This is a genomic window from Bradyrhizobium sp. AZCC 1610 (assembly GCF_036924515.1).
GTDB lineage: Bacteria > Pseudomonadota > Alphaproteobacteria > Rhizobiales > Xanthobacteraceae > Bradyrhizobium.
In genome coordinates, this window is record NZ_JAZHRR010000001.1 from 2,335,341 (window position 1) to 2,348,522 (window position 13,182).

Sequence of the window (13,182 nt, forward strand, 5' to 3'; positions counted from 1 at the left end):
CCCCTTTATCCGTTCCCCCTAAGACTTTGGTTTAATCAGTGCAGTCATGCCTTTGTCGCGTTTTCGATAGCCAACTTCCGTGTTAAAGCCGCCCCGCCAGAGCGCCCCGGATGATGTGGAATTCGCCCCGCCGGAGGACAGCTCGAGCAATATGGGAAACGCCCCGTCTTAAGGAGACTTGAATGAAGCGTCGTGATTTTTTGAAGGTTTCAGCGGCCGGTGCTGCCGCGACAGCCGTTGCCTCGCCGGCGATCGCGCAATCGTCGCCTGAGATCAAATGGCGCCTGACGTCGAGCTTCCCGAAATCTCTCGACACCATCTATGGCGGCGCTGAACAGGTGTCGAAATACGTCGCCGAGATGACCGATAACAAGTTTCAGATTCAGGTGTTCGCGGCCGGCGAAGTCGTTCCGGGTCTGCAGGCGCTCGATGCGACCTCCAACAACACCGTCGAGATGTGTCACACCGTCTCGTATTACTACGTCGGCAAGGACCCGACCTTTGCGATCTTTGCCTCGGTCCCGTTCGGCCTCAACGCGCGCCAGGCCAACTCCTGGTGGTATCAGGGCGGCGGCGAGGCACTCGGCAACGAGTTCTTCAAGAAGTTCGGCGTGATCGGCTTCGCCTGCGGCAATACCGGCGCGCAGATGGGCGGCTGGTTCCGCAAGGAGATCAAGACGGTTGCCGATCTCTCGGGCCTCAAGATGCGCATCGGCGGCATCGCCGGACAGGTCTTTCAAAAGGTCGGCGTGGTGCCGCAGCAGCTCGCCGGCGGCGACATCTACCCGGCGCTCGAAAAGGGCACCATCGACGCGGCCGAGTGGGTCGGCCCCTACGACGACGAGAAGCTGGGTTTCGCGAAGGTCGCGAAGTACTACTACTACCCGGGCTTCTGGGAAGGCGGCCCGATGATCCACGCCTTCTGCAATCTCGAGAAGTGGAATTCGCTGCCGAAGAACTACCAGGCGATCCTGACCAACGCGTGCGCCCACTCCAATACCTGGATGAACGCACGTTACGACATGCAGAACCCGACCGCGCTGAAGCGCCTGGTGGCCGGCGGCACGCAGCTTCGTCCCTTCACCAATGAAGTGCTGGAAGCCTGCCTGAAGTCGACCAACGAGCTGTGGGCCGAGATCTCCGGCAAGAACGCCGACTTCAAGAAGTCGATCGACGCGATGCAGGCCTACCGCTCCGACCAGTATCTGTGGTGGCAGGTTGCCGAATACACCTATGACAGCTTCATGATCCGCTCGCGCACCCGCGGCTGATTACGCCTTAAGTCGTAGAAAGATGCCCGGCCTTCGTAAGAAGGCCGGGCTTTTTCGTTTACCCCGTATAGTTCGGGATGGATATCGGGAACTGGATGTTCCATGCTGGCTGCGAAGGCCTCGCCAAGAAGGCCATGACATGCTCACCAACAGGGATGGATTCAATGAAAAGAAGAGATTTTCTTAAAGTTACTGGTATTGGCGCGGCTGGCGCTGCAACTCTGGCGGCTCCCGCCATCGCTCAATCGATGCCGGAGCTCAAATGGCGCGTGACGGCTAGTTGGCCCAAGTCGCTCGACACGCTTTGGGGCGGGGTCGAGCTGATGGCCAAGCTCGTTGGCGAAGCCACCGACAACAAATTCCAGATCCAGGCCTTCGCCGGCGGCGAAATCGTTCCCGGCCTGCAGGTGCTCGATGCCGTGCAGAACGGCACCGTCGAGATGGGCCATACGGCGTCCTACTATTATTTCGGCAAGGACCCGACGTTTGCTTTTGGAACCGCCGTGCCGTTCGGCCCCAACCAGCGTCTCAACCAGGCCTGGTACATGCTCGGCGGCGGCAAGGAGCTGCTCAACCAGTTCTACAAGGGCTACAACGTCACCTCGTTTCTGGCCGGTAACACCGGCTGCCAGATGGGCGGCTGGTTCCGAAAGGAAATCAACACCGTCGACGATCTGAAGGGGCTGAAGATGCGCATCGGCGGCTTTGCGGGCCGCGTGATGCAGAAGCTCGGCGTCGTGCCGCAGCAGCTTGCCGGTGGCGACATCTATCCCGCGCTCGAAAAGGGCACGATCGATGCGGCGGAATGGGTCGGGCCCTATGACGACGAGAAGCTCGGCTTCAACAAGGTCGCGCCGCATTATTACTATCCCGGCTGGTGGGAGGGCGGACCGATGCTGCTCGGGCTCGTCAACCTGGATAAATGGAATTCGCTGCCGAAGGCCTATCAAAGCGCCATCGAGCAGGCGGGCCAGGCTGCCAATAGCTGGATGATGGCCAAATACGACCAGGGCAACCCGGCGGCGCTGAAGAAGCTGTTGGCGGGCGGCACCAAGCTGCACAGCTTCTCGCCGCCGATCATGCAGGCCTGCCTGAAAGCGACGAAAGAACTGTACGCGGAGACGGCGTCGGCCAATCCGAACTTCAAGAAGGTGCTGGAATCGATGAACTCGTTCACGGCCAACGGATATCAGTGGTTCCAGGTCGCCGAGCTCGGTTACGACAGCTTCATGGCGCGCAATCCGCAAGGTTGATCGGTCAAGGTCGATCGCGCGATATCACGTCTCGACAAAGGAAAACCCCGGAGCGAAAGCTCCGGGTTTTTTTGTGTTTGGGGATGCGCCGCACTGCTATTGTTTCGGTCCGCCGAAATCGAGCGGTGGCAGTTCGATCTGCGGCACCTCGATCCTGACCTTGCTGAGATCGACGTCGAGCGGCTTGTCGAGTAGCGCCGTCACCACGACCGGGAAAGCGATCACGATCGCTACCATGATCGCCTGCAGGCCGATCCAGGGTAGCGCCCCCCAATAGATGTCGGAGCTCTTCACTTCCTTCGGCGCCACGCCGCGCAAATAGAACAGCGCAAAGCCGAACGGCGGATGCAGGAACGAGGTCTGCATGTTGACGCAGAGCATGACGCCGAACCAGATCAGCGCGGCATCGGGTCCGACGACCGGCGCCAGCACCTTCTGCGCAATCGGCGCCACCATCGGCAGGATGATGAAGGCGATCTCGAAGAAGTCGAGGAAGAACGCCAGGAAGAAGATGAAGAGGTTGATGAAGATCAGGAAGCCCCAGACGCCGCCCGGGATCGAAGTCAGATGGTGCTCGAGCCAGACCCCGCCATTGACGCCGAGGAATACCACCGAGAAGCAGGTCGAGCCGATCAGGATGAACACCACCATGGTGGAGAGGCGCATGGTCGATTGGTAGCCCTGCTTGATCAGGTCGCGCAGGTCCGGAATGCGGACGGCTTCCAGACAGAGCCAGACGACGGCGAGATAGAGCACCGCGAAGGTCAGCTTGAGCAGTTTGCCTTCGCCGACGAGAATTCCAACGATCACGCCGATGCCGGTAGCGGCGATGCCGACCAGCAGCATCTTGTGGCCCTTGCTGCTCAGATCCTTGTGATGGATCGCGGCGAGCACGATGGCGCCGATGGCACCCATTGCTCCGGCTTCCGTGGGGGTGGCCAGGCCCATCATCATGGTGCCGAGCACCACGAAGATCAGCACAGCGGAGGGAATGATGCCCATCAGGCATTTGCGCCAGAGCGGCCAGCCCCGCAGCGTCAGCGCATCCCTGGGGACGGCCGGGACGTGATGGGGCAGGAAGATACTCAGAACGAACGTGTAGCCGGCGAACAGCGCGATCTGCAGGAGCGAGGGGCCCCAGGCGCCGAGATACATGTCGCCGACCGACTTGCCGAGCTGGTCGGCCATCACGATCAGCACCAGCGAGGGGGGCACCAGCTGGGTAATGGTGCCGGACGCGGCGAGCACGCCGGTGATGTAGCGCACATTGTAGCCGTAGCGGAGCATCACCGGCATCGAGATCAGCGCCATGGCGATGACCTGCGCCGCCACCGTGCCGGTGATCGCGCCGAGGATGAAGCCGACGATGATGACGGAATAGCCGAGGCCGCCGCGGACCGGGCCGAACAACTGGCCCATCGAATCCAGCATGTCTTCAGCGAGACCGCACCGCTCGAGGACAGAGCCCATGAATGTGAAGAAGGGAATCGCGAGCAGCAATTCGTTGGAAAGCACGCCGCCGAAAATGCGGCCCGGAATGGCCTGCAGGAAGTTCATGTCGAAGAAGCCGAGATAGATCGACAGGAACCCGAACGACAGCCCGAGCGAGGCCAGCGTGAAGGCCACCGGAAAGCCGATCAGCATGGCCAGAATCAAGCCGCCGAACATCAGCGGCGGCATCATCTCCAGCGTGATCATTGGGTCGGCCTCTCGTACTTCGCATCGATCACGACATAACCCTTCAGTGCAGCGATGCGCTTGATCACCTCGGAGACGCCTTGCAGCGCCAGGAAAACGAAGCCCACGGGAACGACGAGCTTGATCGGCCAGCGCAGCAGGCCGCCGGCATTGCTCGAAGTCTCGCCGACGACGTAGGCCTGCATGAAGAACGGCCACGACAGATAGCTGAGCAGCAGGCAGGACGGGATCAGGAAGCACAGCGTGCCAATCAGGTCGAGCCAGAGTTGGCCGCGCTCGGACAGCGTCAGGTAGAGGATTTCAACCCGAACATGCTCGTTTTTCTTGAACGTATAGGAGGCGCCGAACATCACGAAGATGGCGAACATATACCACTGCAATTCGAGCCAGCTGTTGGAACTGTAGCCGAACGCATAGCGGATCATCGCGTTGGCGGCGCTCACCACGCAGGCTGCGAGCACGAGCCAGTTGCAGACGCCGCCTAGTTTCTCATTGATCCAATCGATTGAGTTACTCAGTGCCAACAATGGGCGCATTACGCTCTCCTCGGACGCGTCATCGACGCGCGCCGGATGTCTTTATTGATATTGCGTTGCCATCGCGCGCCGGGCGCCTGGAGCTGCCGTCCTGCACCCAACGCGCAGGTTCGCTCTCGCGCGAAAAACGCGCGAGTCCGCAACTCATTCGCAGATGCGATTGCAACGATAGTCCTCCCCCGTCTCGCGCTACCGCCGTCTTGACCGCAACCCAAGGGATGCAGCGGCCTGTCCCGGCCGTGCTGGCGTGAAGCAGCCGCACCATTTCAGCGCGCCGCGGCGGCGTCAATCGGAAAATGGACACATTGACGCGGGGATTAATTGATTGGTTGGTCTGATAAATCCGCGTTGGAGCGGATGATAAATTAATCGGCGAACTCAGCCGCCGGTCACGCTCATGTGGCGAGAGACACTCGGGCGGTTATGCCGGCGATCGATGATGAAGTCGTGGCCCTTCGGCTTCAGCCCGATGGCGCGATCGATCGCGGCTGACAGCAGGTCGTTGTCGGGAGAAGCCCGCAACGGTTTGCGCAAATCCGAGGCATCCTCGTGGCCGAGGCAGGTATGCAGCGTGCCGGTGCAGGTGATCCGCACCCGGTTACAGGACTCGCAGAAATTATGCGTCATCGGCGTGATGAAGCCGAGCTTGCCGCCGGTCTCGGCAACGCGGACATAGCGGGCGGGGCCGCCGGTATCCTCATCGAGGTCGGTCAGCGTGTAGTGCTTGGCGAGGCGGGCGCGCAGCAGCGACAGCGGCACGTACTGATCGATGCGGCCTTCGCCGATGTCGCCCATCGGCATGACTTCGATCAGCGTCAGCGCCATGCCCTTGCCGTGCGCCCATTCCATCAGCGAGGGGATTTCCTCCTCGTTCATGTTCTTCAGCGCCACCGCGTTGATCTTGACCGCAAGGCCTGCGTCGCGCGCGGCTTCGATGCCGGTCAGAACCTTGTCGAGATCGCCCCAGCGCGTGATGGCGCGGAACTTCTGCGCATCGAGCGTATCGAGCGAGACGTTGACGCGGCGGACGCCGCAGTCGCGCAATTCGCCGGCGAAGCGCGCCAGTTGTGAAGCATTGGTGGTCAGCGTCAGCTCATCGAGCGCGCCGCTTGAAAGATGCCGCGACAGCGAGCGCACCAGCGACATCACGTTGCGCCGGACCAGCGGCTCGCCGCCGGTGAGGCGGATTTTGCGCACGCCCTTGGCGATGAAGGCCGAGCACAGCCGGTCGAGTTCTTCCAGCGTCAAGAGATCGGCTTTCGGCAGGAAGGTCATGTCCTCGGACATGCAGTAGAAGCAGCGCAGGTCGCAGCGATCGGTCACCGATACGCGCAGATACCGGATGGTCCGGCCGAACGGATCGACCATCGGACGGAACAACTGATCGGGTGACGGGGATCCGCTCATTCAAGCTGCCTTGCAACTGCCTTGTACCGGGTCTTCACGTATTAGCTCGCTAGCATAATCTAGGCGCGTTGTAAGGCGTCTACAATCAGCGAGCTGGCGGGTGCAGTTGCGAGGTCCGGCAGGGGGCCGCCGGGATTCAGCGGGCCGCGGCCTGCGCGGGGGCCGGGTTCGGCGCCGCGGCGGCGTTGGGCTTCGGCTTCTTCGGCTGCATCGGCTTGCGCGCCTTCGGCGGCGGCGCGGCCGGCTTGAGTTCCGCGAACACCGGGCTGGGCTCGATGATGGTCGTCGGCGGCGAGGCAAAATCGCCGGGATTGCGGATCACCTGGACCGGAACCGTGACCGGCTGGAACTTGGGACGCCGAAAATCAGCGTTCCCGATACAAGCGATAAATCAGAATGTTAGGTCCGAGATGCGACCTTGCTGAGGCTTTCCACCGCCGCCGGCAAATCGCGCATATGGCCGATCAGCCGGTCGGGCTTCAATTCGGCGATCGGCACATCGGTATAGCCGAACTCGACGCCGATCACGGGAATGCCGGCCCGCCTCGCCACGCCGACGTCGGGGCCGGCGTCGCCCACCATGATGGTCGCAGCCATATCGCCACCCGCCCGCGCCACTGTCTGCTGCAGGATGATGGGATCGGGCTTGGAGACGCCGAACGTGTCGGCGCCGCAAATGGCGGAAAATCGTCCGCTCAGGCCCAATTGGTCGAGCAGCCGCTTCGACAGCCATTCCAGCTTGTTGGTGCACACCGCGAAGCGGCAGCCCTGCGCCGCAAGCTCATCGAGGGCGGCCTCCAGCCCCTCGAACGGCCGCGAGGCGTCAGCAATATGGGCGGCGTAATAGTCGATGAAATCGCGCATGAGGCGGTTGACGTCTTCCACGCTCATCGCGCGGCCTTCCAGTTCGAGCCCGCGCTCGATCAGCTTGCGGGCGCCGGCGCCGATCATGTTGCGCGCCGCTTTCAGGGGCACGGGCGGCACGCCCGCGCGGTCGAGCGCGAAATTGAGCGCGGCAATCAGGTCGGGCGCGGTGTCGACCAGCGTGCCGTCGAGGTCGAAGACAACAGTGCGGGGAAGGCTCATCCGGAATTCGCTAGCGGCAGGCGCGGCATCATGCAAGTGGATATGCCGGCTTCCGCCCAATCCCTTCGGAGAACAGCCATGCGTGATCTCGCCGGCAAGACGGCCTTCGTGACAGGTGGGGCCAGCGGTATCGGGCTGGCGCTAGGCCGGGCGTTTGCGCAAGGCGGCATGAAGGTGATGCTCGCCGATATCGAGACGGATACACTGCAGGCCGCCGTCAAAAGCCTGCAGGAATCTCTCCCGATATCCGCGGCACCATCTGCGATGTGGCCGATGCGGAAAGCGTCGAGCGTGCGGCGCAGGCTTCGTTAGACGCCTTCGGGCGGGTTCATGTGGTTTGTAACAATGCCGGCGTTGCCGGCGGCGGCATCGATCACATCTCGCTGGATAATTGGCGATGGGTCATCGATGTAAATCTGATGGGCGTGCTCCACGGCATCAAAAGCTTTCTGCCGCACATCCGCGCCCATGGCGAAGGCGGCCATATCGTCAACACCGCGTCGATGGCGGGGATGCAGACCGGTTTGGGATTCAGCCCCTATGGGGCGACCAAATTTGCAGTCGTCAGCATGTCTGAGGGCCTCGCCATGCAGTTCAAGCCGCACGGCATCGGCGTGAGCGTATTGTGCCCAAGCTTTGTCCGCACCCCGCATCGGCGGGAGCGGGCGCAACCGGCCGGAGCGCTACGGCCAGTCGCAGCCGCTCGATCCTGCCAGTCCGGCCGCGGCGATGGTGGCCGAGATCGCCCGCAATATCGACGCAGGACTTGAGCCCGACGCGGTCGCCGCGCGCGTGCTTGCCGCGATCCGGGACGATGAGCTCTATATTTTCACCCATCCCGGCATGCGGGCCGAGGTAGAGCCGCGTTTCGTCGCGATTCTGGCCGCGATGGACGGGGTTTCACCCCCATAATCCTTCTTACGCAGGACCTTAAGCGCTGTTCCCAAGGCCAAAACGACGCTAGAGAAACGTCACCGGCGGGTTCTTGAGAGGCATCGTTAGCACGTGGATATGGACCAACTTAAGCGGCAGGCGGCGGCGCGGGCGCTGGCGCATGTGCAGGACGGCATGAAACTCGGGCTCGGCACCGGCTCGACCGCCAAGCATTTTGTCGAACTGCTCGGCGAGAAGGTTGCGGGCGGAATGAAAGTGGTGGGCGTGCCCACCTCGGAAGCGACCCGCGCCCAGGCCGAAGCCTGCAAAATTCCCCTGACCACGCTCGATGCGATCGACCGGCTCGATCTCACCGTCGACGGCGCCGACGAGGTTGACGGCGCGCTCAACCTGATCAAGGGCGGCGGCGGCGCGCTGTTGCGGGAGAAGATCGTGGCGGCGGCCTCCGATCGCATGATCGTGATTGCCGACGATACCAAATGGGTCGATGTTCTCGGCGGTTTCCCCCTACCTGTAGAGGTGATTCCGTTCGGGTTGGCCGCCACCCAGCGGGCCATGGCCACGGCATTTGCCCAAAGCGGCGTTTCCGGGCAAATGGGGCTCCGCAAGGGCAAGGACGGCCACGTTTTTGTCACCGATGGCGGCCACTGGATTGTCGATGCCCATCTGGGACGCATCACGGATGCGCCGCGTCTGGCGGGCCTGTTGAGCCTGATCCCGGGTGTCGTCGAACACGGATTGTTCATTGGCCTGGCCAGCATCGCCGTCCTGGCAGGTGCCCAGGGAATTCGCGTAGTTGAGCGGCGGTAACGCCGGTAATCGAGGAGAATTGGAATGAAGAGCCTTTCACGGATTTTGTCGGCGGTCGGCCTCGCAGTCGGACTGGCCCTGACCGCCGTTCCGGCCGACGCGCAGCAGAAAAATGCGCCCGCCGCGACGACACCACTCAAGCCCGGCTCGCCGGCAGCGCTCGCCGCCGCCAAGGAAATCCTGGCGATGAAGAACGCGAGCGCGATGTATGCCAACGCCGTTCCCAATCTCGTCGAGCAGACCAAGAACGTGCTGATGCAGAGCAATCTGAACTATCAGAAGGATCTCAACGAGGTCGCCGTGATCGTGGCCAAGAATCTCGCCGGCCGCGAGAAGGAAATCGGCGACGGCATGGCGCAGGTCTACGCCAACGAGTTCACCGAGCAGGAGCTGAAGGATCTGGTCGCCTTCTACAAGTCGCCGCTCGGCCAGAAGCTGCTCGCGAGCGAGCCCCGCGCCATTCAGTTCAGCATGTCCTACATGAACCAGTGGGCGCAGCAATTTGCCGAAACCATCAACGGCCAGTTCCGCGCCGAGATGAAGAAGCGCGGCAAGGATATCTGATCTTCAGTGAAGCATGCCCTCGGACTTGATCCGAGGGCGGACTTACGGTTCGCATAGCAATCAAATCTACGCAGACTTGTCTGCGTGGAAAACGCGTCAAACAAAAAGAGAAACCAGAGGCGGCTTCGGGCGGGGTTGAGATGGCTGAGTTCGACGTCGATCTGTTCGTCATCGGCGGTGGTTCGGGTGGCGTGCGCGCCGCCCGCATCGCCGCCGGTTACGGCGCCAAGGTCATGGTCGCCGAAGAATACCGGATGGGCGGCACCTGCGTGATCCGCGGCTGCGTGCCGAAAAAGCTGTTCGTGCTCGGCTCGCACGTCCGCCACGAGATCGAGGACGCAGCCGGTTTCGGCTGGACCATATCGGAAGTCTCCTTCGACTGGCCCACTCTCGTCGCCAACAAGGACAAGGAGATCGCGCGTCTCGAAGGCATCTACGCCGCCAATGTCGAGAAGAGCGGCGCGCGCATCGCAAAGACCCGCGCGGTGCTGGAAGATGCCCACACGCTGCGGCTGATGACCGGCGAAAAGCTCACCGCGAAATACATCCTGATCGCGACCGGCGGTGCGCCCAACCACGGCCGCGAAATCCCCGGCATCGAACACGTCATCTCCTCGAACGAGGCGTTTCATCTCACCGAGCTGCCGAAGCGCATCGTGATCCAGGGCGGCGGCTATATCGCGCTGGAATTCGCCGGCATCTTCGCCGGCTTCGGCTCCGACGTGACGGTGATCTATCGCGGCGACAACATCCTGCGCGGCTTCGACGAGGACGTCCGCAAGCACGTGCGCGCCGAGATGGAGAAGCAGGGCATCACGATCATCACCGGCTGCACCATCGATAAAGTGGACAGGTACGGCAACGAACTCACCACGCATCTGTCGAACGGGTCGAGCATTGCCTCCGACAAGGTGATGTTCGCGATCGGCCGCCATCCGAACGTCGCCAATCTCGGGCTCGAGAAGGCCGGTGTCGCCATCAACCCGGCGAATGGCGGCATCGCGGTCGATGAATGGTCGAAGACCTCGGTCGACAACATCTACGCGATCGGAGACGTCACCCATCGCCTCAACTTGACGCCGGTGGCGATTCGCGAGGGCCATGCCTTTGCCGACACCGTGTTCGGCAAGCGCCCGGTGCAGGTCGATCACGCCACCATCCCGACGGCGGTGTTCTCGCAGCCCGAGGTCGGCACCGTCGGCCTGACCGAAGCGCAGGCGCGCGCGCAAGTGAGCCATGTCGACATCTACAAGGCCGATTTCCGCCCGATCAAGGCGACGATGTCCGGCCGCGACACCCGCGTGCTGATGAAGCTCGTCGTCGATGGCACCACGGACCGTGTGCTGGGCTGTCACATCGTCGGCGACACCGCGGCCGAAATCGTCCAGGCGGTTGCCATCGCCGTGAAGATGAAAGCGACCAAGGCCGATTTCGACGCGACGATTGCGCTGCATCCGACCGCGGCGGAAGAGCTGGTGACGATGCGCACGCCGACGGCGAGCTATGTGAGGCAAGCAGCGGAGTAGGTGGGGTCGTAGGGCCGTAGGATGGGTGGAGCGAAGCGATACCCATCAACTTCTGTGAAACGCCACGGCTGACAATTGATTTAGGTTATAGTCCTGTGCCGCGCGAGCCCGAAATTTCTCTGGTAATGAGTCGGCTCGCAACGGACATGGCATCGCTTCATCCGCAGCATCAGGCGGCACTCGAAAGCGCGCTGATCCGTCCGCGTACAGTCGGCGTGAGTGACTCCCCCGGAGAATTCGTCGTTGCGGTGGCGGTTCTCGATGAGAAGCTGCTTTATTGGTCGGACATCGAGGAGGGGTGGGAGCTCGAGGTGCCGGATGGTCGCGGCAACATTCCCTCTCGCGGTTGCAACCAGTTTGAACTCCGGCATGTGCTCTATCAGGTTTTTGGTGCTCCCGACGCGTCCTAAGGGCGGCCGTGTGGGCGTGCCAAGGACTACCGGCGGCCGTGGCACTCTGATAACGGTGCAGGCAACCATTCAATAACGGAGTTTTTCCCATGATCGAATCAATTGGCATCGTTGGTGCAGGCACGATGGGCAACGGCATCGCGCAGGTGTGCGCCGCCGCCGGTCTTCCCGTGGTCATGACCGACATCTCGGATGCGGCGCTCGCCCGGGGCATGTCAGTCGTGTCCAACAGCCTGGAGCGGCTCGTCAACAAGCAGAAGATGACCGACGCCGACCGGCAAGCCGCGCTGGCGCGGATCACGACGAGCACCGACACCGCGAAGTTTTCGACCTGCGATCTCGTCATCGAAGCGGCGACCGAGAATGAAGACTTGAAGATCAAGATACTGAAAGATCTCTGTTCGAAGCTGCGGCCGCAGGCGCTGCTCGCTACCAACACGTCCTCGATCTCGATCACCAAGCTTGCCGCGGCGACCGACCGGCCGGACCGTTTCATCGGCATGCACTTCTTCAATCCGGTGCCGCTGATGGCGCTGTTGGAATTGATCCGCGGATTGCAGACGTCGGACGATACCCACGCCAAGGCCGAAGCGTTTTCGAAAAGGATCGGCAAGGTCTCGATCACCGCGAAGAACAGCCCGGGCTTTGCGGTCAACCGCATCCTCTGCCCGATGATCAACGAGGCAATCTTCGCGCTTCAGGAAGGCCTCGCCACCGCCGAAGATCTCGACGCCGGCATGAAGCTCGGCTGCAACCACCCGATCGGTCCGCTGGCGCTGGCCGACATGATCGGTTTGGACACCATGCTGTCGGTGATGGAGGTCTTCTACCAAGGCTTCAACGATCCGAAATATCGCCCCGCACCGTTGCTGAAGGAAATGGTCGCCGCCGGCCATCTCGGCCGCAAGACCGGGCGGGGGTTTTATAGCTACGGCAAGTGAGGGTGGCGGAGGGTGGGCAAAGCGACTTGTCCGCCGTAGCTCGAAGAGCGAAGGCGGAAGCGTGCCCAATTCAGTTAACGATCGGGGGATAGATGGTGGGCACGTCGCTAACGCGCCTTTGCCCACCCGCAGCTATTTCGGATTGGGATCGGCGAGACCCTTTGCCGGATTTTCGAATTTCCCCGCGCGTCAGCTTCACCGCATTGCCGAGTGCGCGCGGCGTTGATCGTCTCCTCCTGAAAGTCGCGGTCCTCGTCCAGCGCCCGGTGTGAACCTTGTGCAGGAGGACGAACGCGGACTGAGGGTCGTCTCAGCGAGGCAGGAAATGGCAGCCATGCTGGAACAATCCACGAAGAGCGCTGTTGGGGGCGCGTTTGTACCTTCCCCACCATCAGCGTTTCGTGGAGTCATCCATGCTAAAGCCCCTCCTTGTCGCGTCGACGTTCCTGTTCGCCTTTTCCACCCAGGCAGAGGCGCGCCCCCAACACCGGCATCACGGTCACCGGGCGCACGGCTGGTGCGGCAGTTACTTAAGCAAATATCTTGGCAAACCGGACCGTCGCCTTGCGCTCGCACGCTCCTGGGCGAGCGAAGGCATGAATGCCGGCGGCCCCGGAATCGGCGTGGTGGTTGTCTGGCCGCATCACGTCGGGATCATCACGGGACAAACACCTGACGGCCAGTGGATCGTTCATAGCGGCAACGATGGCGGCGCGGTTCGTACGCGAGCCCGATCACTCGCCCGCGCGATCGCATTCCGACGCGTGTAGTGAGCAGCGGCCGCAA

Annotated in this window: 14 protein-coding genes and 1 pseudogene; 10 read left to right on the plus strand and 5 right to left on the minus strand. The window is 62.2% G+C overall.

The window, feature by feature from the left end; all coding sequences use genetic code 11:
* Window positions 1-182 precede the first annotated feature (182 nt).
* The gene (locus V1279_RS11120; RefSeq protein ID WP_334435347.1) at window positions 183-1,271 is read left to right on the plus strand and encodes a TRAP transporter substrate-binding protein; all 1,089 of its coding nucleotides are present in this window, start codon (window positions 183-185) and stop codon (window positions 1,269-1,271) included.
* Window positions 1,272-1,435: 164 nt separating this feature from the next.
* Window positions 1,436-2,524 (plus strand): TRAP transporter substrate-binding protein, encoded by a 1,089-nt coding sequence (locus V1279_RS11125; RefSeq protein ID WP_334435349.1) that lies wholly within the window; start codon window positions 1,436-1,438, stop codon window positions 2,522-2,524.
* Window positions 2,525-2,620: 96 nt separating this feature from the next.
* Here V1279_RS11125 and V1279_RS11130 read toward each other — a convergent pair whose 3' ends face one another.
* The 5 genes from V1279_RS11130 to gph all read right to left on the minus strand — a co-directional run bounded on the left by V1279_RS11130 (window position 2,621) and on the right by gph (window position 7,251).
* On the minus strand, window positions 2,621-4,222 hold the full coding sequence (locus V1279_RS11130) for a TRAP transporter large permease (RefSeq protein ID WP_334435351.1): 1,602 nt from the start codon (window positions 4,220-4,222) through the stop codon (window positions 2,621-2,623).
* Complete coding sequence (locus V1279_RS11135; RefSeq protein ID WP_334435354.1) at window positions 4,219-4,758, minus strand: TRAP transporter small permease subunit; 540 nt, start codon at window positions 4,756-4,758, stop codon at window positions 4,219-4,221. The genes V1279_RS11130 and V1279_RS11135 overlap by 4 nt, the downstream gene beginning before the upstream one ends.
* A gap of 378 nt (window positions 4,759-5,136) precedes the next feature.
* Window positions 5,137-6,165, minus strand: coding sequence for a GTP 3',8-cyclase MoaA (moaA, locus tag V1279_RS11140; protein ID WP_334435356.1), 1,029 nt, complete (start codon window positions 6,163-6,165; stop codon window positions 5,137-5,139).
* A gap of 136 nt (window positions 6,166-6,301) precedes the next feature.
* Window positions 6,302-6,487: a hypothetical protein gene (locus tag V1279_RS11145; RefSeq protein WP_334435358.1), complete on the minus strand. Its 186-nt coding sequence runs from the start codon at window positions 6,485-6,487 to the stop codon at window positions 6,302-6,304.
* Window positions 6,488-6,564: 77 nt separating this feature from the next.
* A complete protein-coding gene (gene gph, locus V1279_RS11150; RefSeq protein ID WP_334435360.1) occupies window positions 6,565-7,251 on the minus strand; it encodes a phosphoglycolate phosphatase in 687 nt (228 codons plus the stop codon).
* 78 nt (window positions 7,252-7,329) lie between these two features.
* On the opposite strand from gph, the pseudogene V1279_RS11155 reads away from it, so the two are divergent.
* The 8 genes and pseudogenes from V1279_RS11155 to V1279_RS11190 form a co-directional block, all read left to right on the plus strand.
* Window positions 7,330-7,862 (plus strand): annotated as a pseudogene (locus V1279_RS11155) (SDR family NAD(P)-dependent oxidoreductase); the annotation flags it as partial.
* Between the two features lie 25 nt (window positions 7,863-7,887).
* Entirely contained in the window at window positions 7,888-8,163 is a 276-nt protein-coding gene (locus V1279_RS11160) for a hypothetical protein (protein ID WP_334446770.1), read from the plus strand.
* Between the two features lie 93 nt (window positions 8,164-8,256).
* On the plus strand, window positions 8,257-8,955 hold the full coding sequence (rpiA, locus tag V1279_RS11165) for a ribose-5-phosphate isomerase RpiA (protein WP_334435362.1): 699 nt from the start codon (window positions 8,257-8,259) through the stop codon (window positions 8,953-8,955).
* A 24-nt stretch (window positions 8,956-8,979) separates the two neighbouring features.
* Entirely contained in the window at window positions 8,980-9,519 is a 540-nt protein-coding gene (locus V1279_RS11170; RefSeq protein WP_334435365.1) for a DUF2059 domain-containing protein, read from the plus strand.
* A gap of 140 nt (window positions 9,520-9,659) precedes the next feature.
* Window positions 9,660-11,045 carry a glutathione-disulfide reductase gene (gene gor, locus V1279_RS11175; protein WP_334435368.1) on the plus strand — a complete coding sequence of 462 codons (1,386 nt, stop codon included), beginning with the start codon at window positions 9,660-9,662 and terminating at the stop codon, window positions 11,043-11,045.
* Between the two features lie 146 nt (window positions 11,046-11,191).
* Complete coding sequence (locus V1279_RS11180) at window positions 11,192-11,455, plus strand: hypothetical protein (protein WP_334435371.1); 264 nt, start codon at window positions 11,192-11,194, stop codon at window positions 11,453-11,455.
* Window positions 11,456-11,544: 89 nt separating this feature from the next.
* On the plus strand, window positions 11,545-12,396 hold the full coding sequence (locus V1279_RS11185) for a 3-hydroxybutyryl-CoA dehydrogenase (protein WP_334435374.1): 852 nt from the start codon (window positions 11,545-11,547) through the stop codon (window positions 12,394-12,396).
* 413 nt (window positions 12,397-12,809) lie between these two features.
* On the plus strand, window positions 12,810-13,166 hold the full coding sequence (locus V1279_RS11190) for a hypothetical protein (protein WP_334435377.1): 357 nt from the start codon (window positions 12,810-12,812) through the stop codon (window positions 13,164-13,166).
* Window positions 13,167-13,182 lie beyond the last annotated feature (16 nt).